Here is a 21,210-nt window from a genome sequence, read left to right as displayed (position 1 = left end):
GTTCTTACAGGTGAATGTCCGACAGTCGCGTCAGTTCGGTCCACTTCGACGCCTCGGCGCGTGCCGCTGCAACAGGTGCGTACCGGTCGGCCTCGGTGAGAATTCCCAGCTCCAAGCCGGTCGCCGACGCGATGTCTGCTACCGGAACCTGATACGTGCGGTACGGGCCGAGCGGTGGGGGATCGGTCTCGACCCGAAGCGGTTTGTCGAGAATCGGGTCGAGTGACGGCGACTGATCGAGCACGTATCCGGTACACGCCGGTGCCGAATCCTGGGACCACGCGGCAATCTTGAAGAAGCGACGCGGTATGGCAATGCCTCGGTAGATCGGATCGTCGTCGGCGAAGATGCAGCCACTGAACACCGAGAGTCGTTGCCCGTACTGCTCGGCATGGCCCAGTACGTAATCTTCGAGCCCCAGCCACAGAGTTTTCGATTGGTTCAGAGTGGCCGTCTGCGGAGCGCACACCGTGTAGTGGAAGGTATCCGCATTGGCGCGCGTCGCGACCGACAGCTCGCCCCACACCGGATCTCGTCGGCGAACGAGATGCCCACGGTCGAGGTCGTTGTTCGAGTACAACTCGTTCCCCGCCTGCTGCGACGCCGGGAGCCGCTCGTCCAGACGCCAATCATCGCCTCGCTCCACGTCTTTCAGGCTCGAGCCGTCGATGTTCACGCCGGTGACCGCGGCGAGGCGTCGGGCAGGATCCATGGACACCGAGAAATGCGTGTACGGAAGAACCACCAGGCCTGCTCGATCCGGCAGCGGAACGTCGATGTCGGCCAGGAAGGTCGGGTCGAAACCGAGTGGGGTCGTCATGGACCCATTGACTCACGCGTCGGTTACCGGAGGGTGAACCGCGGCGAGGTATCGCCGTTCGAGGGCCGCGTGACGCGCGGCGACCACGCGGCATTCCTCTTTCAGTTCCGGCGGGTCGAGCACGGTGAAGTCGGTGTCGAAGGCCGCCAGCCAGCGGGCGATCGACGGCAGTGAGTCTCCCGAGAGCACCACCGCACACGAGGTGTCGTCGATGGATTCGATTGTGCCCCAGTGCTCGTCGATCATCGGGGCGATCGTCTCGATCGGCGCATGCAAGCGAATGCGCGCCTGAACCTGGGTGAACGCGCGGTCGATTCCCTTCGAGACGAACGCCGCCGCCCCGCCTGCAGGCAACTCTCGCGGGGTGAACCGCGGGCCGGTGGGAATCTTCGGAGTGAGCCGATCCACCCGATACGATCGCCAATCCTGGCGCAGCACATCCCAACCCAGCAGATACCACCGCGCTCCCGCCCGAACCAAGCTGTAGGGCTCCACCTCGCGCCGAGACTCCGAACCGTCGTGCTTGCGGTAGTCGAATCTCAGTCGCTCGTGCCCATGGCACACCGCAGCCACCGTCGACAACACCGCCGCATCCACCGCAGACCGCGGCGTGTGCTCCACCACGTCGATCCGGAGGGCGTCGAGCCGATGCCGGATGCGCGACGGCATCACCTGCCGGAGCTTCGTCAACGCACGCAACGACGCCTCGCCGATCCCCGCCACCGACCCACCGGCCGCCGACTGCAGGCCGAACGCCACCGCCAACGCCTCGTCGTCGTCGAGCAATAGCGGGGGCATCTCGGCACCCGGCCCCAACTGATAGCCGCCGCCGACACCCGGCGTCGCATTGACCGGGTAGCCGATGTCGCGCAACTTGTCGACATCGCGCCGCAGCGTGCGAGGCGTCACGTCGAGCCGTTCCGCCAGCTCTGCACCCGCCCAATCGCGCCGGGTCTGCAGAAGCGACAACAGCCGCAACAGCCGGGCCGAGGTTTCCTTCATGTCCACACAATGCCACCGAATGCGGACAACTTCGGTCCTCTTTACCGACCCGACCCCGCCACCGAAGTCCACTCAACGTGACATTGACCCCCGAAAAGTCCACTCAACGTGACATTGAGTACCCCCAGGTGAGCGGTCCGATGGTGAACCCGGCCCCTGTTTCTCCACTACTGTGGTTAAACGTGCTGTCTGTCGTTCCCACGCCCGTTGTCGTTCGGGCCCCGTCGAAGGTGAATCTGCATCTTTCGGTCGGTGACCTGCGTCCCGACGGCTTTCACGAGTTGACGACGGTGTTCCAGGCGCTGTCTCTCTCCGATGAGTTGTCGGTCGTTCCGGCGAAGGCGTTGTCGGTTCGGGTGCGCGGCGACGACGCGAAGGTCGTTCCGACGGATGCGCGGAACCTGGTCTGGAAGGCCGCCGAGTTGTTGGGCCGTCGGGTCGGGCGCGAGCCGTCGGTGGAGATCACCATCGACAAGGGCATTCCGGTCGCCGGCGGCATGGCGGGCGGTAGTGCCGATGCTGCCGCGACGTTGGTTGCGCTCAACGCGATGTGGCATCTGGAGCTCTCGCGTGACGAGCTCGACGAGGTGGCGGCCGAGCTCGGTAGCGATGTGCCGTTCTCGTTGCACGGCGGGACTGCCGTCGGCACCGGCCGCGGTGAGAAGTTGCTTCCGGTGCTCTCGCGTAACAACTTTCATTGGGTTCTGGCGTTGGCGAAGGGTGGTCTGCAGACCCCTGCCGTGTACGGCGAGCTCGATCAGTTGCGGGCCAAGGGCGATCCGCCCAGGCTCGGCGGCACCGAGGATCTGATGCATGCCCTTGCGTCGGGTGATGCGCGGGCCCTCGCCCCGCTGTTGGGCAACGATCTGCAAGCCGCTGCGGTCTCGCTGATGCCGCAGTTGCGTCGCACACTGAGAGCGGGTGTCACCGCGGGTGCGTTGGCCGGCATCGTGTCCGGCTCGGGCCCCACCTGCGCGTTCCTGTGCGCCGACGCCGATGCGGCGGTGTCGGTGAGCGCTGAATTGTCCGGTGCAGGCGTGTGCCGCACCGTCCGTGTTGCGAGTGGACCGGTTCCCGGTGCTCGTGTGGTCACTAGTGAATCGAATGGTTTTTCCTGATGGTCAATCTCGTCAATCTCGAAAACGTCAGTAAGTCCTTCGGCGTCAAGCCTCTGCTCGACGGCGTCTCCCTCGGTGTGCAGGAGGGCGAACGCATCGGCATGGTCGGCCTCAACGGCGGTGGCAAGACCACCACCCTCGAGGTTCTCGCCGGCATCGAACCCCCCGATTCGGGACGCGTCAGCCGCGTCAACGGACTACGGATGGCCGTCGTCACTCAGCGTGGTGTGTTGCCGCCCGGGTCGACGGTCGGTCAGGTGGTACTCGATCCGCTCGGGATGGCCGAGCACGAGTGGGCCGGCGATTCGCGGGTACGAAACATCCTGACCGGCATCGGTATTGCCGATCTGGGTCCGGCCGGTAGCTCCGGACTGGACGCGCCGATCGACAACCTCTCCGGTGGCGAGCGCCGACGAGTCGCGTTGGCAGCAGCCCTCGTTCAGGATCTGGATCTCTTGGTGCTCGACGAGCCCACCAACCACCTCGACGTCGAGGGCGTGCAGTGGCTGGCCGCGCACCTGGTGAGCCGTCGGAGCGCGCTACTGGTCGTCACGCACGATCGGTGGTTCCTCGACACCGTCGCCAATCAGACGTGGGAGGTCGTCGGGGGTGGCATCGAAACCTACGAGGGTGGCTACAACGATTGGGTCTTCGCGCGTGCAGAGCGCTCCCGTCAGGCCGACGCATCCGAGGAGCGGCGTCGCAACCTCGCCCGCAAGGAACTCGCATGGCTGCGCCGCGGTGCTCCCGCGCGAACGTCCAAGCCCAAATACCGCATCGAGGCCGCCGAGGCATTGATTGCCGACGTACCGCCGCCTCGTGACTCCGTCGCGCTGTCCTCCTTTGCACAGCGCCGTCTGGGCAAGGTCGTCATCGAACTCGAGGACGCGCGCCTGGAAACTCCCGACGGCCGTGAGCTGGTCAAGGACTTCACGTGGCGTCTGGCTCCCGGCGAGCGCGTCGGTCTCGTCGGCGTCAACGGCTCGGGTAAGACGACGATGCTGCGTACGCTCGCCGGTGAACTGCAGCCCGCTGCGGGCAAGCGCATCCAGGGCCAGACCGTCAAGATCGGGTGGCTGAAGCAGGAATTGGACGACCTACCCAAGAAGCTGCGTGTCCTCGACGCGGTCAAGGAGGTGGCCGAGCGGATCACGTTGGGCGACAAGGAGATTTCCGCCGGGCAGCTCGCGGAAAGGCTGGGCTTCACTCCAGCTCGCCAGCGCACGCCCGTCGGAGACCTGTCCGGTGGCGAACGACGCCGCCTGCAGTTGACGCGAGTCCTGATGGCCGAGCCGAACGTGCTGTTGCTCGACGAGCCGACCAACGACCTGGACATCGACACCCTGCAGCAGCTCGAGGACATCCTGGACGGCTGGGCGGGCACGCTCGTCGTCATCAGTCACGACCGGTACCTGATCGAGCGCATCTGTGACTCGACGTGGGCACTGTTCGGTGACGGCAAGCTCACCAACCTGCCCGGCGGCATCGAGGATTACCTGCGCAGGCGGGCCGTCCTCGCCGCCGACGCGACGCCGGACTCGTTGACCACCGGCGGGGTGCCGCGGAAGGCAACCCGTGACGCGGCTTCGGAGCGCGCTGCCCGTAAGGAACTCAGCAAGCTCGAGAAGCTCGTCATTCGCCTGTCCAAGCGGGAGACCGAACTGCACGCCGAACTCGCCGAGGCTGCCACTGCGCCGGACAAGCTCGTGGCCCTCGACACCGAACTCAAGCAGGTTCTCGCCGACAAGGACGTCGCCGAGGAACGCTGGATGGAATTGGCCGCCGAGTTGGAGTAGAGGGCTTCGCCCATGTGAGTGGTTGAGTAGAGCCTGCGCCATGTGAGTGGTAACTCGTAACCTGCTACGAAGTTTCATGCACATGCGCGCAGCGCATACTGTGGTCATGGCATCGGTCGTCGCAGAAGTGATGGGTTCGGATTTCGCTCGTCTGCATCCCAAGGTCCAATGGCGTTTCGGTTTGCAGTCCTCGGATCATCGGGCTCAGTTCGGGGTCGGTGTGATGGAGGAGATGACTCATTCTCGTCTCGTTCCTCCGCCGCTGCTGTGGGCCGGTCGTAAGCGAGGCCTGTTTCCTGCTGGCGTGGGCAAGGATGTGCCCTTCACCATCGCCAACTATGCATACGTCGACGAATTGGGCCGTGAGACAATGTCTTTCGTGCGTCGCTTCGCGTTCGCTGCGCGTCCGCAGGGGATGAATTCGGTGATGGTGTCGTCGGCAGAATCCGACGCATATGCGCTCGACTACCTGGGGTTCTCGTCGGACATGGTGGTGCACACCACGTGTGCGGTCGACTCCGACGGCGGGTTGGTGCTCGAGAGCGAGGTGCCGCGGTTTCTGCTCGGTCCCATTGCGCCGAAGTTGCCGAAGGTGGCCTCTGCGGTCACGATCGGCCGGGAATGGTGGGACGCGGCAGAGGAACGGCACCGCATCGAGATCGAAGTCAAGAGCCCGATGCTCGGCCAGTTGTTCCTGTATCGCGGGTGGTTCACCGCCGAGGAGCGCGAGTGCCGTCCCGCCGACATACCGTCCGACGCGCGGCCGCGCTCGATCGAATCACGCGAATAGCGCTACTGTTACGCGTCGATCGAAGCAGGTGAAAGGGAGTCCGCAGTGGCCGTAGTCGAAGCCGAGGTAGTCGGTGGTGTCGGGCATATCGTCCTGAACCGGCCGGAGGCCCTGAACTCGTTGAACGAGGCCATGATCCACGGCATTCGTGCGGCACTCGATGCGTGGCGGGACGACTACACCGTCGGTTCGGTTCTGGTGACGAGCAGTTCACCGCGCGCGTTCTGCGCCGGCGGAGACATCAAGGCCATCAGGCAGGCCGTGATCGACGGCGACCGAGAAGCCGGGCCGCGCTACTTCTCTGCCGAGTACGACCTCGACGAGATCATTGCGACGTACCCCAAGCCGTATGTGGCGGTCATCGAGGCCGCGGCGTTCGGGGGAGGGCTGGGAATCTCGGTGCACGGCAGCGTGCGGATCGTGACAGAGAACGCTCTTCTGGCGATGCCGGAGACGGCGATCGGATTTGTTCCCGATGTGGGCTCGAGCTACTTTCTGTCCCGGTTGCCCGATCACATCGGACGCTACTTGGCACTGACAGGCACCCGGATCACCGGATCCGACGCAGTGACACTGGGATTGGCGACACACTTCTGTCCCAGCGAATCCGTTCAGGCGCTGAAGGACGACATTCTCGGTGGCACCGATCTCGGTGCAGCGCTCGATCGACACACGACCCCGCCGCCGACGACGGAATTGTCGTTCGACGCGAAAGCGGTGGCCACGGTGTTCGAGAAGACGTCGCTCGTCGACATCATCGATGCTTTGGAGTGCGATACCGCGTGGTCTCGCTCGACCAAGACTCAGTTGGCAACGCTGTCGCCGACGTCCTTGATGGCCACCGATGCCCTGATCGAGCGGGCTGCGGACAGTACGTTGCGGGAGTGCCTCGATCGCGAGTTGCGGCTGGCGACATGGATCATCACGGAACCGGACTTCGCCGAGGGTGTGCGCGCAGTGCTGGTCGACAAGGACCGCGCGCCGCAGTGGAAGCCTCTGGTGCTCGAGATGGTGCGACCAGAGGCCTTCCAGCAGCTGCTGTGACCGTCAGTGGGTCAGCGGTAACCCTTGGCGGGGTTCTGCAGGTCCAGCACGATGGTCTGGCCGTTGGAACGCACGTGGATCTCCGGGTTCTGCAGACCACCGGAGACGAGGTATTCGCCGAGGAGCTGAAGCAGCTCGTCGGGGCCGACGGAGGTGTCGGGAGTGCGGATGTCGCCGGTGCGGCTGCCGAGTTCGTTCTGGGTCAGCCGACCCGCGATACGAACCGAGGCGACGCCCATGGCGGTACGACGGTCGGGTGCCTGGCCGCGGCCGAGAGACGGCGACGTGCTGCCGCTGGAGGCGTGAGCGGTGGAACGGCCGTTGGTGGGCAGGCCGTGTTCTGAGATCTGATCGCTGGTGGTCACTTCAACCTCGTTCGATTCCGTGGCGGGCTTCTCTGATGCTGCGGGCTGTGGAGCGGATGCCGTGTCGGTGGACGTGACCACTGCCGCCGGGAAATCGGTGGTGGTTTCGGCCGCCTTCTCGGCGGGTGCAGCTACCGAGCTGTCGGTGCGGGCACCGTTGGACGGAGTGGAATCGGACTTCGGCGGCGTCGCCAAACGATGCGCGGGAGCGCCACCGACCTTGATCCCGGCCAATGGGTAGTTCGTTCCCTTAGTCATGTCGTTTTCCACTTCATCGTGATTCTCGGGTGGTTCCGCGCCGAGACGCCATGATCGGAGAACTCACATGACGCCCAACTCGGCGTCGAGCACGCCAAAACGTACTCGAAGTTTGTTCGGACAGCCTGAGAGTAGCATCACGATTGTTTAGATCGCCATTTTTTGGTCCAAAGGCTTGTTCTGGATCCTGAACCACACCACGAAACCCCAGGTCACAAACCCGGCGTATACCAAGTAGAGGACAGCGGACGGGTAAAAACCGGCGATCACCAGCAGCGGGACGCCCACGATGTCCACCGCGATCCAGATGAGCCAGAATTCGGTGAGCCCGCGGGCCATGCCGAACGTCGCCAGCATCGAGCCGGTGAAGATCCACGCATCGGCCCACTTGCCGAACGAACCGAGGTACCCGAACAGCTGCGCGAACACGATCGTTCCGACGACTGCGACAGTGATCATCACCAGTCGCTCACGGGCAGTGCCCCAGCGCGGAACGACGGCGGCCCCCGAGTTCTTCGAGCCGCGCATCCACCGGGCCAGCCCGTAGGCGCTGACGGCAATGAACATCAGCTGCCGTCCGGCTTGTCCGTAGAGATCCAACGCCTGCGGAGTGTGAAAAACCCCGCCCATGAAGACGGTGAACAGCAGCGCATTTCCGATGATTCCCACCGGCCACGCCCACACGACTCGACGCATCCCGCCGACCGCGGAGAGCAGTCCGAAGCCGTTCCCGATCACCTCGCGCCACAGCACCGGGTGGCCCAGCACGCTGAATTCGGCGTCGAGCAGATCTGTCAGCACCGCGACAGGTTACTGATCGCCTGCGGCGACGAGGGGCTCGAGGGTCAGCTCGGGCATCTCCTTCTGGATGTACTGCAGTCGCCATTTGTCGCTGACGAGAGCCAGTAGGGCACCGTCGGTCCGGGTGAAGATCTCGACGCCGCGCTGGCGGCCCAATTCGACGGCCGACGCCGCGTCGGTGCGCCGAGCAAGTGAGTAACCCAACGGTTCCATCCGAGCGTCGACGCCGAATTCGGTCTTCATTCGTGCGGTGACCACCTCGAACTGCATCGGGCCGACGGCCGCGAGAACCGGGGAGGCGTCGCCGCGAATGTCGTTGCGCAGCACCTGAACCACGCCCTCGGAGTCGAGTTGTTCGACGGCTCGGCGGAACTTCTTGTACTTGTCGGCGCTGTCGACGCGCAGTGCCGAGAAGTGCTCGGGTGCGAACGACGGGATCGGTGGGAACTCGACCTTCTTGTCGGTGTAGAGCGTGTGGCCTGGCGCGAGCGCGGTGGCGTTGACCAGACCGACGATGTCGCCGGGGTAGGCGTTCTCGACCGTTGTCCGGTCACGGCCGAAGACGGTGAGCGCGTACTTGGTGGTGAACGGCTTCTTGGTCTGTGCGTGCGTGACGACCATGCCCCGCTCGAACACACCCGAGACCACGCGCATGAAGGCCAGGCGGTCTCGGTGTGCGGTGTCCATGCCGGCCTGTACCTTGAACACGACGGCGCTGAAGGGATCGGTCACCGCGCGCACCCCGTCGGAGACGTCGGCCCGGGGGCCGGGTGCGGGGGCCAGCGCCACCAGGGTGTCGAGGATCTGGCGCACGCCGAAGTTCAGCATCGCCGAGCCGAAGATCACCGGCGACGTCTGTCCGGCGAGGAACATCTCCTGGTCGTGTTGCTGGCCGCTCGAGATCAGCAGATCGCTCTCCTCGACGGCGGTGTCCCAGTCGACGCCCTCGCGCTGCGCGGCGGCCTCGGCCGTCATGAACTCCTCGGGCGCGATCGTGGCACCGCCCGCAGTTCGGGTGAAGCGGATGTAACTGCCGTCCTGCACATCGAGCAGGCCACGGAAGTCACCCGCGATGCCGACGGGCCAATACAGAGGCGTCGGCGTCAGGCCGATGCGTGACTCGATCTCGTCGAGCAGTTCGAGCGGGGACTGACCCGGGCGGTCCCACTTGTTGATGACGGTGATGACCGGGATGCCGAACTGGCGGCACACCTGGAACAGCTTGAGGGTCTGCGGCTCGAGGCCCTTCGCGGCGTCGATGAGCATGACGGCCGCGTCGACCGCCGTCAGGACGCGGTAGGTGTCCTCGGAGAAATCGGCGTGGCCGGGGGTGTCGACGAGGTTGATCACGTTGGTGACCTCGGCGTCGGGGGAGGTCTGGTAATTGAACTGCAGCGCAGTCGAACTCACCGAAATGCCGCGCGCCTTCTCCATCTCCATCCAGTCCGAGACGGTGGAGCGACGGCCGGCCTTGCCGTGAATGGCACCGGCCTCGGAGATGACGCGCGCGTGCAGGGCGAGGGCCTCGGTGAGCGTCGACTTACCGGCATCGGGGTGCGAGATCACCGCGAATGTTCGACGCCTCGCCACCTCGAAATCGAGTTCCCTGGCCGAGTGTCGAGCGGGGCCGGAGTTCGGTCCTGACTCGTCGAGTGCTGCATCGACGTCGGGGGAACTGGGCGGGGTACTCACGAAGGCCTCTATCTCGTAGTCACGGCAACGGCAAAGGTCAAGGATACGCGGCCGGTAACGGTCACCGGTCATCGCGGGATTGCTTAGGGTGAGGGACGCGGAAGGACCGTCGAACGAGGAGATGACGCGTTGAGCAAGTTCACCGACGAGATGTTCGAGACCGCAAGCAGCAGCAAACGTGGTTTGGTCACCGGGGAGCCCGAGGCGGCGTTGCGCCAGTCGTGGGGTGAGATCCACGAGCAGGCTCGCCGGATGGCGGGCGCGTTGGCCGACGCGGGGGTCGAACACGGCGACGCGATCGGTATTCTCGCCGGCCAGCCCGTCGACATCGCGCCTGCCTGCCAGGCCACGTGGATGCGCGGAGCGTCGGTGACGATGTTGCATCAGCCCACCCCGCGGACCGATCTGGCCGTCTGGGGTGAGGACACCGAAACCGTCGTCCGGATGATCGACGCGAAGGCGGTGATTCTGGGAGCTCCGTTCGACATCGCCGCACCGGTGCTCGTCGAGCGCGGCATCACCGTGCTGAAGATCGACGACATGAAGTCCGGTCGCGACATCGATCCGGTGCCGACGGCCGAGACCGACATCGCGCTGCAGCAGCTCACGTCCGGCTCCACCGGGTCGCCCAAGGCCGTGCGCATCACGCACGAGAACTTCTACGTCAATGCGTACGCGATGATCGATCGCATCGAGTTCGACGTGAATTCCGACGTCATGGTCAGTTGGTTGCCGCTCTTCCACGACATGGGCATGGTGGGCTTCCTGTCGGTACCGATGCAGGTGGGTGCCGAGGTCGTGAGCATCACGCCGTTGGACTTCCTGCGCTCGCCGCTGTTGTGGGCCAAGCTCATCGACAAGTACCGCGGAACAGTCACTGCTGCACCCAATTTCGCGTATTCACTGTTGGCGCGTCGGCTGCGTCAGGCGGAGGACGATCTGGATCTGGATCTGTCCACGCTGCGTTACGCGTGGAACGGTGCCGAACCCGTCGACCCCGACACGATGATCGCATTGGCAGAAGCGGGTGCGCCGTACAAACTCGATCCTGCGGCCCTCGCGCCCGTGTACGGAATGGCGGAAACGACTCTCGCCGTGTCGATTCCGGACCCCGGTCAAGGGCAGGTGATCGACGTCGTCGACGCGGATCTACTCGAAACGCTCGGCCGCGCAGTCCCGTCCACCCGCGGCAACACCCGATCTCTGGCCACTCTCGGAAAGTTCGTTCCCGGGCTCGAGGGCCGCGTCGTGGACAAGGAAGGGCAGGTGCTCACCGCGCGCGGTGTCGGCATCATCGAGGTCCGCGGCAAGGCCGTCACGCCCGGATACATCACCGTCGACGGCCCCGTGCCGACACAGGACGCCGACGGCTGGCTCGATACCGGCGACGTCGGCTACATCACCGAGGACGAACTGGTGGTCGTCTGCGGCCGGGTCAAGGACGTCATCATCATGGGCGGCCGCAACATCTATCCCACCGACATCGAACGAGCCGCGGGCACCGTCGCGGGAGTTCGGCCCGGTAACGCCGTCGCGATCCGCCTCGACGCCGGCGACAAACGCGAAAGCTTCGCTGTTGCAGTCGAAACGAACGATATCGACAACCCCGACGAGGTCAAGCGCATCGAGCGTGAAGTGATCCACGCGGTGCATTCGGAGGTAGGAGTGCGCCCGCGCACGGTGGCAGTCCTGGGGCCGGGCAGCATCCCGAAGACGTCGAGCGGCAAACTGCGACGGGCCAATTCGGTGTCGCTGCTGAACTGATCAGCGCGGGTGCACCCGATTCTGGGCGGCCTCGAGACCGACCTTCAGCAGTAGCTCGGCGGCGTCGGCGGCTTCTTCGATCACGACGCCGAGGTCCTTGCGTTCGGGCGTCGAGAAGGGCTTGAGCACGAACGACGCCGGGTCCATCCGTCCCGGCGGCCGTCCGACGCCCACGCGGACCCGCAGGTAGTCCTTGGTGCCGAGGTGCTGAGAAATCGAGCGCAGACCGTTGTGCCCGCCCTCACCGCCGCCGAGCTTGAGTCGCAGTGCGCCGAAGTCGATGTCCAGTTCGTCGTGCACCACCACGATGTTCGCGGGGTCGACGGAGAAGAACCGAGCCAGTGCCGCCACCGGCTGGCCCGAGAGGTTCATGAACGTTCGCGGCTTCGCGACGACGACCGAACGGCCGTCGAGCCGGGCCTGCACGATGTCGGAATTGGACTTCTTGTGCGAGGAGAACGACGAGCCGACGCGCCCGGCGAGTGCGTCGGCGACCATGAAGCCCACGTTGTGCCGAGTCTTGTCGTACTGCGGACCGGGGTTGCCGAGCCCGACTATCAGGGCGGGGCCGTTTTCGGTGCTCACGGGCGTCATTCTTCCATCGATGGTTCGAAACGAACGGCGCGCCGTCTCCCGAAGGAGAACAGCGCGCCGCTCGAGATGCAGGGGAGAGAATCAGCTCTCGTCGGAGCTGTCTTCGTCCTCGGAAGCTGCTTCTTCCTGAGTCTCGGCCTCGCCGGTCTCGGAGATCGGCTCGGTGCCTTCGCCGTCGGCCTCGAGGTCTTCCTCGGACGGTGCCTCGACGACGTTGACCAGGAGGGTCTCGCCGTCGGAGATGAGGGTGACGTCGGACGGCAGATCCAGGTCTGCCGCGGTGATCTGCGTGCCGATCTCGGCACCCTCGACGGAGACGACGAAGTTCTCCGGGATCTCGAGCGCGTCGGCCTCGATCTCGACGGCGGTCGAGTCGGTGGTGACGAGGGTGCCCGGTGCGGCGTCGCCCTCGACGATGATGTTGACCTCGACGGTGACGCGCTCGCCCTTGTTCAGGACGAGGAGGTCGGCGTGCTCGATGCTGCGACGGATCGGGTGCACGACGATCGACTTGGTCAGTGCCAGCTGCGACTTGCCGGCGATGTCGAGGGTGAGCACAGCGTTGGTGCCGTCGTTACGCAGCACGGCAGCGAATGCGCGGGCGTCGAGTGCCAGGTGCTGGGGGTCGGTTGCGTGTCCGTACAGAACGGCGGGAACGAGGCCGTCGCGACGAGCGCGGCGTGCGGCACCCTTGCCGAATTCGGTGCGGACCTGTGCGGTGAGGTTGTTTACCTTCGATGCCATGGTGCTACATGCTCCTGATAACTGTGATCTGTGGTTCGTGCGGCGTACTTCGTCGGGCTGTCAAACTCGTCGGGGCGGACACGAACGAGCGCGGCCAACGGGGCCGAGCCGCGTCGATAACGGTGGATCCTGATGAGCCGGATCTACCCTCGCCGAGACAACCTGGAAGACAATACACGACCAGGTCACGTGCGCGGAAGTTCGACCCCTGCTACGAACTTCCGCTCACGTGCGAGCGCAGCGAGCAACTCGGCGGCCACCGACCGGGCGACGGCGATGGCGTCGTCCCGACCGCCTGCGGTTCCCATGACCACCGCACCTTCGTGCAACATTGACAATCGAGTCCCGAGTTCTTCTGAATCGGGGTATCCGGCATCGGCGGCCAGGCGTGCGAACAGCGATCGCGTCCACGCCTTCTCCGACTCGATGATGGCCAACACCGGGCTGTCGGTGCCGCCGAACTCGGCGAATGCGTTGACGAATCCGCAGCCGCGATGGTTGTCGCGCATCCACAGGTCGAGTGCGTCGTAGACCCCGAGTACACGCTGCTCACCCTGGTCGAGGGAGTCGACGTACTGCGTCACGTGCGCACACCAGAGGTCGTATCGACGCTTCAGGTAGCGCTGCACCAGGCCGTCCTTGGAGCCGAAGCGGTCGTACAGGGTCTTCTTGGTCGTGCCGGCTTCCTCGGCGATCAGGTCGACGCCGACGGCGCGGATTCCGCGGTCGTAGAAGAGCTCGCTCGCGACGGTGAGAATTCGTTCCGCTGCCGGGGTCAGTGGCTTGTCGTGCATGACGACCTTTCGAAAGCGCTGGTCGGAGTTGGGTGCACTGTGAGTATACAGACCTGTGTGTTTACATCGCTCTCATGACCTCACGCATCGATGTTCTCGCCGGTACAGCTCTGGTGATTCTGTGGAGTTCGGGCTTCATCGGAGCAGAATTCGGCACCGCCGAAGCTCCGGCCCACACGCTGCTGGCCTGGAGGTACCTGGTGGCAGTCGTGCTCCTCGTCGCGTGGTGCAGATGGCGACGACTCACCCCGACGTGGCACGCGCTGCGTATCCACGCAGTCCTCGGCCTCTTCTGTCAGTTCCTCTACCTCGGTGCCACCATCACCGGCATCGGCATGGGCGTCCCTCCGGGCGTCGCCGCCCTGATCGCTGCTTTGCAGCCGTTGGTGGTCGCGCTGGCCTCGAGCAGGATCTTCGGCGAACGCGTCGGATCGAGAGGAATCCTCGGCCTCGTCGTCGGCATCGCCGGAGTGACGCTCGTCGTCGTCGGAGACCTGTCCGGTGCCGATCTCGCCTGGCCCGTCTACCTGCTTCCTGCCGCGGGCATGCTGGCGCTGTCGGCCGGGACGATCGGGCAACGGCTACTGGATCCGAAAGAACCCATCGCGCTGGCCATGGCCATCCAGTGTGGCATCAGTGCAGTCGGTTTCATGACGTGGAGTGCACTTGCCGGTGACGCGGTACCGCCGATGACGACGGGTTTCTGGGCTGCGGTGGCGTGGACGGTGGTGCTGTCGACCTTCGGCGCATACGGCGCGTACCTGTTCGTCGTGCGACGCAGTGGACCGACTCGTGCCAGCGTGCTGCTCTACCTGACACCGCCGACGACGATGCTCTGGGCTTTCGTGATGTTCGGCGACGCGGTCACGTGGTTCGGTATCGCGGGCCTCGCAGTCTCGGGGATCGGTGTCGCCGCCTACCTCAGCGCACATCCGGACCGTAGAGCCCGCTCACGCGCCGGCGAGCGCAGCGAGCATCGTGTCCAACTCGGTGAAGGTGACGAAGTAGTGCGGGGATGCACGGACAACGGCGTCGAGTCCCCGGCCTGTCATGTCCAGTCGAGTGGAACCGCGATGGCTCACCGTGACCGTCACGTTTCGGTCGGCAAGTCGGTCGCGGACGGCCACCGGCTCCTCACCGTCCACGGTGAACGAGACGATGCCGCTCTTGCGGTCACCGAGATCGTGGACGGTGACCCCGGGAATGCGTCGCATTCCGGCACGTAGGTACTCGGCGCGCTCGGAGATGGCGTCCGCGACGTCGTCGATGCCCAGTTCGAGTAGATAGTCGACGGCCGCGCCGAGGGCGAGGCGGGCTGCGACGTCGCATTCCCAGAACTCGAAACGTGTTGCGTCATCGGCCATCCGGTAGGTGGACGAGTCCTCCCACTGCGCGCTGTGCAGATCGAGAGCCGGTGGATGCAAGCTCGCGGCCAATTCCGGACGCAGGTACAGGAACCCGGTACCTCGGGGCCCGCGTAGCCACTTGCGACCGGTGGCCGACAGCGCATCGACGCCGAGTTCGTCCACGTCAACCCGCAGCTGGCCGATGGACTGACACGCGTCGAGCAGAACGAGGGCACCGTGTCGATGGGCGAGATCGGCCACCGCGCGGGCCGGGTTGATCAAGCCTCCGTTGGTGGGCGCGTGCACGACCGACACCACCCGGACTCGGTCGTCGAGCATCTGTTCGAGGGCGTCGATGTCGATGCACCCCGACGCGTCGCTCGGAATCACCTCGACCGTGGCCCCGGAGACCTCGGCGCGGTGCAGCGCGGAAATGGCGTTGCTGGCGTATTCGGCCTCGCACAGCAGGATTCGATCCCCGGCCGACAACGGCACCGAGTAGAAGAAGTCGGTCCACGCGCGAGTGGCGGAATCGCTCAGAGCGATGGTCGACGCCGGTGCCCCGATCAGGGTTCCGATCGATGCCTTGACGGCCGCGAGATCGTCGAGGCGTTCGCTCGCGGCCCGGTACCCGCCGATCTCCGCCTCGCGGCGCAGATGGGCGATCGCGGTGTCGACGACGACGGTGGGCGGCAGCGAGGAGCCGGCGCTGTCGAGAAATACCCGGCCCGACGCACCAGGGGTGTCGCGGCGAATGCGGTCGTGATCGAGCATCGATAGTCCTTCCGGTAGCGAACTCTCGGGCATCAGGGTTCCACAATCGGTAGCCTCGATACGACGCGGGATCTCGGCGTTTTCGATCCTGGCAGCTGGGTACATTGCGTAGTCGGATCGCGGTGAGTGGGAAAGAAGGAAATGTGTCCTCCAACGAGAAGTCCCTCGAGCTGAGCACGCGCCCAGCCATCGAGGCATATGTGTCGAAGGTGTGTTTCAAGCTGGGGCCACCGTCGCTCATCGGTGCCGAACTCGAATGGCTCACGGCCCTCGACGACGGTTCGCGGCCCTCCCTGTCAGCTCTGGCCGCTGCGCTCGGTGATCACTCCCCGCGCAGTATCGCTCCCGAGTCACCCGCCCTGACGTTGCCGGGCGGAAGTATCGTCACCGTCGAACCGGGCGGCCAAGTCGAATTGTCCAGTTCGCCTTCTATTTCCGTTTCCCAGCTCGAACCGCTGCTCGACGCCGATGCCCGACTGTTGCACGACATGCTCGGTCGCGACGGCATCTCCATCAGCGCAGTTCCCGCCGACGCCGTGCGAGATCCCGAACGACTACTGGTCTTACCGCGCTACTGCGCGATGGAAAACCGTTTCACCACCATCGGGCCTTTCGGCAAGCTGATGATGTGCAACACCGCCGCCACCCAGGTCAGTGTCGACGCCGGACGTGATCGGGCGGAGGTCACTTCGCGATGGCAGATGCTGCACGCCATCGGCCCGGCCTTCGTCGCCGCGTTCGCGCGCTCTCCCGAACTCGCCGGGGCACCGACGGGTGCGTGGGCATCGCAGCGAATGCGGACCTGGCTCGAACTCGATTCCAGCCGGACCACAGTACCGAACACGGGCGATCCGATCGCCGATTACGCGCGGTGGGCACTCGACGTTCCGCTCCTCTGTATTCGGGGAACCACCCAGAACTGGGAAGCGCCGTCCGGCATCACTTTTGCGCAGTGGCTCGACGATCCGAGCGTTGTCGGTCGCCCCGCAACCTACGCCGATCTCGATTACCACCTGACGACACTGTTCCCGCATGTCCGAGCCTGCGGGCACCTCGAAATCCGTTACCTCGACGCGCAACCCGACGGGCAGTGGGTGATACCGGCCGCCGCGTTCGAGGCGCTGTTGTCCACTCCCGGTCTGGTTTCCCAGGCCACCGAACTCGGCGCAGGCACAGCTGGTCGGTGGCTCGATGCGGCCCGGGCAGGTCTGGCCGATGGCGAGCTGCGCAGGGCCGCAAGCGAACTGCTCGATCTCGCATCATCCGCGGGAGGAGAGTTCTCCCAGCAGTTGCGTGCGGCATCTCGGAGATGTCGCGCCGGTATTTCGCCCCACGAATTCGATGCGGTGTCGCCGACATCGCAGAGCCGAAAGGAATCGGTGTGAGCGCCGAAGAACTCAGGACCAGGATCGAGACCGTGCTGACTCGGAGCCGGTCCCGCAGTGCCGCGCTCACCGAGTGCGTGGACGAAACCGAACTGATGGCTCAGCATTCGCCGTTGATGAGCCCGCTGATCTGGGACCTGGCACACATCGGCAGTCAGGAAGAACTCTGGCTCGTGCGCGACGTCGGTGGCCGCGATCCTGTGCGGCCGGACATCGACGAGTTGTACGACGCGTTCAAGCACTCGCGTTCGTCGCGAACGTCCCTGCCGCTCCTGACGCCCGAGGAAGCGCGCGCCTACGTGCATACCGTGCGGGACAAGGCCTGGGACGTGTTGGAGCACAGCACGTTCGAGGGTCGGCCGGTCGAGAAGCACGGGTTCGCGTTCGGAATGATCGCCCAGCACGAGCAGCAGCACGACGAAACCATGCTCGCAACCCACCAGTTACGTTCCGGCCCAGCCGTTCTCACTTCTCCCGCACCGCCGACGTCCACGATGCCGGTGGTGGGGGAAGCCATCATTGCCGGTGGGCCGTTCTCGATGGGGACGTCGCTCGACCCGTGGGCGTTGGACAACGAGCGGCCTGCACACGCCGTGCACGTGCCGACCTTCGCCATCGACCAGGCCCCGATCACCAACGCGCAGTACATGAACTTCATCGCCGACGGTGGCTACGAGCGCCCCGAGTTGTGGACGGAGAAGGGGTGGGCGCACCGCGTCGACGCGCAGCTCACCGCCCCGCAGTTCTGGGAGTCCGATTCCGACGGCACCTGGTGGCGTCGGAGCTTCGGGGTGCGCAGGCCGGTGCGTCCGCAGCAACCCGTCGTACACGTGTGCTGGTTCGAGGCCGACGCCTACGCGCGCTGGGCAGGCAAGCGGCTACCGACGGAAGCGGAATGGGAGAAGGCCGCGCGGTACGACGCGGCGTCGAACACCTCCCGCGCCTATCCCTGGGGAGACGCCGAACCCACTGCAGCACATGCCAATCTGAATCAGCGACATCTCGAACCGGCCGATGTGGGGGCGTATCCGCAGGGTGTGTCCTCGGCCGGGGTCCATCAGCTCATCGGTGACGTGTGGGAGTGGACGTCCTCGGGTTTCGAGGCGTACCCGGGATTCGAGGCATTCCCGTATGCCGAGTACTCGGAGGTGTTTCTGCGCGGCGATTACAAGGTGTTGCGTGGCGGCTCTTTCGGCACCGACGAGGTGGCCTGCCGCGGGACGTTCCGAAATTGGGATCACCCGATTCGTCGGCAGATCTTCAGTGGGTTCCGGTTGGCCCGCGACGTCGAGTCGCACTGAGTGTGCCGTCATCTCGGGTACCTCGGAGCAACTACCTCGGTCGGGTCACTGCTGACCCGGGGCGAGAACTCCCTGCGCACACAATCGTTCGCGCCCACCGACATGCGGGGCGGCGGCACCATCAACGCCGACGGGTTCGGCGTTGCCTGGTGGGACGGCGACGACACCGTACGCAGCTATCGCAATCCGATGCCCATCTGGACCGACCCTGCGATCGACGATGCTCTGCCGCAACTGCAGTCGACGTCGGTGATCGCGGCGGTCCGATCGGCCACCGTGGGAATGCCGGTCGAACGCAGTGCCTGTGCCCCGTTCACCGACGAGCGATGGGCATTCAGCCACAACGGCGTCGTGTTCGGTTGGCCGGAATCGTTGGCGGAGCTGTGGTCGGAGATTCCGCCGACCGATGCGTTGATGCTGCCGGCCCCTACCGACGCCGCCGGATTGTGGATCGTGCTGCGAAACCTGTTGCGCACACACGATCCCGAGTCGGCATTGCGCATGCTGGTTCGAGAGGTTCTGGCCAGGTCGCCCAAGGCGCGCCTGAATTTTCTGCTCTCGGACGGCACGTCCATGTATGCCACGGCGGTGCATCATTCGCTGTCGGTACTGCAGACCGAGGATTCGGTCACGATCGCCTCCGAACCCGTCGACGACGATCCCGAATGGATCTCTATCGACGACCGCAGCATCGTCGTCGCGACAGCGACCGGTGTCACCGTTTCGACCCTGGAAGAATGAAGGAGAGTCATGAGCACGGTGGACGTACATCTGACCGACACGACGCTGCTGGACGAATTGCGCAAGGACGTGCGGGAGGGCTTGACGGCCGACCCGAAGTGGCTCTCGCCCAAGTACTTCTACGATGCCGTCGGCAGTGAGCTGTTCGAGCAGATCACCGTGCTGCCGGAGTACTACCCGACCCGCACCGAGCGCGCGCTGATCGAGGAGCATGCACTCGACATCGCCCGGGCCACCGAATCGTCGATGTTGATCGAGCTGGGCTCGGGTTCGTCGGAGAAGACCAAGCTGCTGTTGTCTGCCGGCATCGAACACGGTTCGCTGAGAACGTATGTGCCTCAGGATGTGTCCAGTACCGCCTTGGAGGGTGCCATCGAGCAGATTTCGCGGGAGTTCCCGACGCTGGAACTGCACGGCATCGTCAGCGATTTCACCGATACCCTGCACAATCTTCCCTCCGGAACAGGCCGCACCATCGCCTTCCTCGGCGGCACTCTGGGGAACCTCATCCCGCAGGAACGCGAGGAATTCCTGGCGGCCGTAGCGGATGCACTCGACCCCGGCGAGTTTCTGCTGCTCGGGGTGGGCTTGGTGATCGATCCGGACGTGCTCGTTCCCGCCTACGACGACGCGGCCGGGGTGACAGCGGAGTTCAACCGAAACGTGTTGTCGGTCCTGAACTCTCGGCTCGGCGCGGACTTCGACCCCGCCGCCTTCGAGCACGTAGCGCTGTGGAACGCCGAGCACGAATGGATCGAGATGCGATTGCGGGCCACGGCTGCGCAGGAGGTGTATTTGCAGGATCTCGACCTGCACGTGCACTTCGAGTCCGGAGAAGATCTACGTACCGAGATCTCCGCGAAGTTCCGGCCGGACGGCATTGCCGGTGAATTGAAGATGGCGGGCTTCGACGTCCTCCATCTGTGGTCCGACGCAGATTCGCGCTTCGCTCTGATCCTGGCCGGAAGGGTCTGAACGGACCGCTGGCATTGCGGGCACCACTGCACACTATGTTCGCCGATCGACGGGATTCCGTCGATCGGCGTCGGTAGTGCGCAACCCTGCCCGTCGATGACGCGTATTCACGGGAGTCGACGTCCCGTTGCTGCAACCGACTTCCGGCGACGACGCACCACCGTGATGATTTCGTCCACGACGCGATCGAGTTCGGCAAGCGCTGTGGCCGCCGAGTATCGCAGCACCAACCATCCGTCGAGCACCAACTCGTTCTGGCGTCGACGATCACTGTTGAACGTCGCGGGATCCGTGTGGAACTCTCGTCCGTCGATCTCGACGATGACTCGTGCGGAAAAGTCGACCAGGTCGCCGTAGAACCTACCTACGCGCGCATTGATCTCCATTGTGAAGTGGCGAGCTTTCAATGCCCGCGCCACCACCCGCTCCGGCTCGGACAGGGTTCTCGGGCAACAGGTTCGGAGCTGCTTGCGCACTGCAGCCATCCCGTCCATGCCCTTTGCCGTGTCACACAGTTCAGCGACCCGACGCCACGGCACGTGATTGTCTATGGCGTTGTCGAAGAACTTCTCGAGATCGGGCGTCGACAAGCAGGTCGCGACATCGACGAACGTTTGCTCCAGGGACACCACTCGCATGCCGCGTCGCGTGGTGGTGTCGCCGAGAACTCGGCGATGAACTCGGATCCAGGGCACCGACCTCGACTGGCCGGTCGGGCCGACAGCGACGTCGACCAGACGCGGTTCGTATTGGATCAGTCCCCATAACCAAGCCGCACTTTCGAGACTCAGTGCGGCGTCCGGTCTCCACAGGGTGGCCCCGAGGCACAGTCCGAAATAGTCTGGCTTCTCCGTCGCGTAGACCTTCGGCAGCAGTCGCACCAGCTCACCCGACCGCGACCGCCTCGAAATCGTGCTTGTGCTGATTCCTTGTGCGAGCAATTGCTGCACTGTGTAGACCCCCATTGCTACACCGTTGCGGCTGACGGGCCCGCGCAACAGTGGCAATCTCGCAATTGTGGATAACTCGACGACGTTATCCACAGGACTGCCCGGCGGAGCGGGCACGGTTGCACGCTACGGTCGCCGATCGACGGATTTCCGTCG

At 65.0% G+C, this 21,210-nt stretch carries 19 protein-coding genes and 1 pseudogene; 10 read left to right on the top strand and 10 right to left on the bottom strand.

Going from position 1 to position 21,210, the window contains the following annotated elements; all coding sequences use genetic code 11:
* Positions 1 to 4: 4 nt before the first annotated feature.
* On the bottom strand, positions 5 to 820 hold the full coding sequence (locus J2X62_RS02555) for a DNA/RNA non-specific endonuclease (protein WP_222067352.1): 816 nt from the start codon (positions 818 to 820) through the stop codon (positions 5 to 7).
* A 12-nt stretch (positions 821 to 832) separates the two neighbouring features.
* A complete protein-coding gene (locus J2X62_RS02550) occupies positions 833 to 1,822 on the bottom strand; it encodes a YafY family protein (RefSeq protein ID WP_027496076.1) in 990 nt (329 codons plus the stop codon).
* Between the two features lie 182 nt (positions 1,823 to 2,004).
* Here J2X62_RS02550 and J2X62_RS02545 point away from each other — a divergent pair, with 182 nt between their 5' ends.
* The 4 genes from J2X62_RS02545 to J2X62_RS02530 all read left to right on the top strand — a co-directional run bounded on the left by J2X62_RS02545 (position 2,005) and on the right by J2X62_RS02530 (position 6,570).
* Positions 2,005 to 2,940, top strand: a complete 936-nt coding sequence (locus J2X62_RS02545; protein WP_032364121.1) for a 4-(cytidine 5'-diphospho)-2-C-methyl-D-erythritol kinase — start codon at positions 2,005 to 2,007, stop codon at positions 2,938 to 2,940.
* Positions 2,940 to 4,736 carry an ABC-F family ATP-binding cassette domain-containing protein gene (locus tag J2X62_RS02540; RefSeq protein ID WP_027496078.1) on the top strand — a complete coding sequence of 599 codons (1,797 nt, stop codon included), beginning with the start codon at positions 2,940 to 2,942 and terminating at the stop codon, positions 4,734 to 4,736. Before J2X62_RS02545 ends, J2X62_RS02540 begins: the two co-directional genes overlap by 1 nt.
* A gap of 106 nt (positions 4,737 to 4,842) precedes the next feature.
* Complete coding sequence (locus J2X62_RS02535; RefSeq protein ID WP_027496079.1) at positions 4,843 to 5,526, top strand: DUF4166 domain-containing protein; 684 nt, start codon at positions 4,843 to 4,845, stop codon at positions 5,524 to 5,526.
* Positions 5,527 to 5,571: 45 nt separating this feature from the next.
* Positions 5,572 to 6,570, top strand: coding sequence for an enoyl-CoA hydratase/isomerase family protein (locus tag J2X62_RS02530; RefSeq protein WP_310177137.1), 999 nt, complete (start codon positions 5,572 to 5,574; stop codon positions 6,568 to 6,570).
* An 11-nt stretch (positions 6,571 to 6,581) separates the two neighbouring features.
* On the opposite strand, the gene J2X62_RS02525 is transcribed toward J2X62_RS02530, so the two are convergent.
* The 3 genes from J2X62_RS02525 to J2X62_RS02515 all read right to left on the bottom strand — a co-directional run bounded on the left by J2X62_RS02525 (position 6,582) and on the right by J2X62_RS02515 (position 9,686).
* Positions 6,582 to 7,193, bottom strand: coding sequence for a hypothetical protein (locus tag J2X62_RS02525; protein ID WP_027496081.1), 612 nt, complete (start codon positions 7,191 to 7,193; stop codon positions 6,582 to 6,584).
* Positions 7,194 to 7,340: 147 nt separating this feature from the next.
* A complete protein-coding gene (locus J2X62_RS02520; RefSeq protein WP_032364119.1) occupies positions 7,341 to 7,994 on the bottom strand; it encodes a nicotinamide mononucleotide transporter family protein in 654 nt (217 codons plus the stop codon).
* Between the two features lie 9 nt (positions 7,995 to 8,003).
* On the bottom strand, positions 8,004 to 9,686 hold the full coding sequence (locus J2X62_RS02515) for a peptide chain release factor 3 (protein ID WP_032371213.1): 1,683 nt from the start codon (positions 9,684 to 9,686) through the stop codon (positions 8,004 to 8,006).
* 129 nt (positions 9,687 to 9,815) lie between these two features.
* Between J2X62_RS02515 and J2X62_RS02510 the strand changes: the two genes are divergently transcribed.
* On the top strand, positions 9,816 to 11,450 hold the full coding sequence (locus tag J2X62_RS02510) for a fatty acyl-AMP ligase (protein WP_027496084.1): 1,635 nt from the start codon (positions 9,816 to 9,818) through the stop codon (positions 11,448 to 11,450).
* Here the strand turns inward: J2X62_RS02510 and pth are convergent, their stop codons facing one another.
* The 3 genes from pth to J2X62_RS02495 all read right to left on the bottom strand — a co-directional run bounded on the left by pth (position 11,451) and on the right by J2X62_RS02495 (position 13,582).
* Positions 11,451 to 12,044: an aminoacyl-tRNA hydrolase gene (gene pth, locus J2X62_RS02505; protein WP_027496085.1), complete on the bottom strand. Its 594-nt coding sequence runs from the start codon at positions 12,042 to 12,044 to the stop codon at positions 11,451 to 11,453. It lies immediately after the preceding gene.
* A gap of 81 nt (positions 12,045 to 12,125) precedes the next feature.
* Entirely contained in the window at positions 12,126 to 12,788 is a 663-nt protein-coding gene (locus tag J2X62_RS02500) for a 50S ribosomal protein L25/general stress protein Ctc (protein WP_027496086.1), read from the bottom strand.
* A gap of 185 nt (positions 12,789 to 12,973) precedes the next feature.
* Positions 12,974 to 13,582, bottom strand: a complete 609-nt coding sequence (locus J2X62_RS02495) for a helix-turn-helix domain-containing protein (RefSeq protein ID WP_310177120.1) — start codon at positions 13,580 to 13,582, stop codon at positions 12,974 to 12,976.
* Positions 13,583 to 13,656: 74 nt separating this feature from the next.
* Here J2X62_RS02495 and J2X62_RS02490 point away from each other — a divergent pair.
* A pseudogene (locus J2X62_RS02490) lies at positions 13,657 to 14,487 on the top strand (DMT family transporter); the annotation flags it as partial.
* A 45-nt stretch (positions 14,488 to 14,532) separates the two neighbouring features.
* Here J2X62_RS02490 and J2X62_RS02485 read toward each other — a convergent pair.
* Positions 14,533 to 15,702, bottom strand: a complete 1,170-nt coding sequence (locus tag J2X62_RS02485; protein ID WP_310177117.1) for an aminotransferase class V-fold PLP-dependent enzyme — start codon at positions 15,700 to 15,702, stop codon at positions 14,533 to 14,535.
* A gap of 143 nt (positions 15,703 to 15,845) precedes the next feature.
* Here J2X62_RS02485 and egtA point away from each other — a divergent pair, with 143 nt between their 5' ends.
* From egtA to egtD, 4 genes are read left to right on the top strand one after another with little or no spacing between them, the layout of a single operon-like run.
* The gene (gene egtA / locus J2X62_RS02480; RefSeq protein ID WP_032364114.1) at positions 15,846 to 17,087 is read left to right on the top strand and encodes an ergothioneine biosynthesis glutamate--cysteine ligase EgtA; all 1,242 of its coding nucleotides are present in this window, start codon (positions 15,846 to 15,848) and stop codon (positions 17,085 to 17,087) included.
* Entirely contained in the window at positions 17,084 to 18,388 is a 1,305-nt protein-coding gene (gene egtB / locus J2X62_RS02475) for an ergothioneine biosynthesis protein EgtB (RefSeq protein WP_310177112.1), read from the top strand. The genes egtA and egtB overlap by 4 nt, the downstream gene beginning before the upstream one ends.
* Positions 18,389 to 19,129, top strand: coding sequence for an ergothioneine biosynthesis protein EgtC (egtC, locus tag J2X62_RS02470; protein ID WP_032364113.1), 741 nt, complete (start codon positions 18,389 to 18,391; stop codon positions 19,127 to 19,129).
* Between the two features lie 9 nt (positions 19,130 to 19,138).
* A complete protein-coding gene (egtD, locus tag J2X62_RS02465) occupies positions 19,139 to 20,104 on the top strand; it encodes an L-histidine N(alpha)-methyltransferase (RefSeq protein ID WP_048319475.1) in 966 nt (321 codons plus the stop codon).
* Between the two features lie 107 nt (positions 20,105 to 20,211).
* Here egtD and J2X62_RS02460 read toward each other — a convergent pair whose 3' ends face one another.
* The gene (locus J2X62_RS02460) at positions 20,212 to 21,069 is read right to left on the bottom strand and encodes a DUF559 domain-containing protein (protein ID WP_310177107.1); all 858 of its coding nucleotides are present in this window, start codon (positions 21,067 to 21,069) and stop codon (positions 20,212 to 20,214) included.
* Positions 21,070 to 21,210 lie beyond the last annotated feature (141 nt).

Origin of the sequence: Rhodococcus sp. 3258, assembly GCF_031456475.1 — a bacterium.
GTDB lineage: Bacteria > Actinomycetota > Actinomycetes > Mycobacteriales > Mycobacteriaceae > Rhodococcoides > Rhodococcoides fascians.
This window is presented reverse-complemented; position numbering and strand designations above follow the sequence as displayed.

What these genes read in the sequence shown, in the direction of transcription:
- J2X62_RS02555 (WP_222067352.1), bottom strand. Translation starts at nt 820, where the DNA reads ATGACGACCCCACTCGGTTTCGACCCGACCTTCCTGGCCGACATCGAC.
- J2X62_RS02550 (WP_027496076.1), bottom strand. Translation starts at nt 1,822, where the DNA reads ATGAAGGAAACCTCGGCCCGGCTGTTGCGGCTGTTGTCGCTTCTGCAG.
- J2X62_RS02540 (WP_027496078.1), top strand. Translation starts at nt 2,940, where the DNA reads ATGGTCAATCTCGTCAATCTCGAAAACGTCAGTAAGTCCTTCGGCGTC.
- J2X62_RS02535 (WP_027496079.1), top strand. Translation starts at nt 4,843, where the DNA reads ATGGCATCGGTCGTCGCAGAAGTGATGGGTTCGGATTTCGCTCGTCTG.
- J2X62_RS02525 (WP_027496081.1), bottom strand. Translation starts at nt 7,193, where the DNA reads ATGACTAAGGGAACGAACTACCCATTGGCCGGGATCAAGGTCGGTGGC.
- pth (WP_027496085.1), bottom strand. Translation starts at nt 12,044, where the DNA reads ATGACGCCCGTGAGCACCGAAAACGGCCCCGCCCTGATAGTCGGGCTC.
- J2X62_RS02500 (WP_027496086.1), bottom strand. Translation starts at nt 12,788, where the DNA reads ATGGCATCGAAGGTAAACAACCTCACCGCACAGGTCCGCACCGAATTC.
- J2X62_RS02495 (WP_310177120.1), bottom strand. Translation starts at nt 13,582, where the DNA reads ATGCACGACAAGCCACTGACCCCGGCAGCGGAACGAATTCTCACCGTC.
- J2X62_RS02485 (WP_310177117.1), bottom strand. Translation starts at nt 15,702, where the DNA reads ATGCTCGATCACGACCGCATTCGCCGCGACACCCCTGGTGCGTCGGGC.
- egtD (WP_048319475.1), top strand. Translation starts at nt 19,139, where the DNA reads ATGAGCACGGTGGACGTACATCTGACCGACACGACGCTGCTGGACGAA.
- J2X62_RS02460 (WP_310177107.1), bottom strand. Translation starts at nt 21,069, where the DNA reads ATGGGGGTCTACACAGTGCAGCAATTGCTCGCACAAGGAATCAGCACA.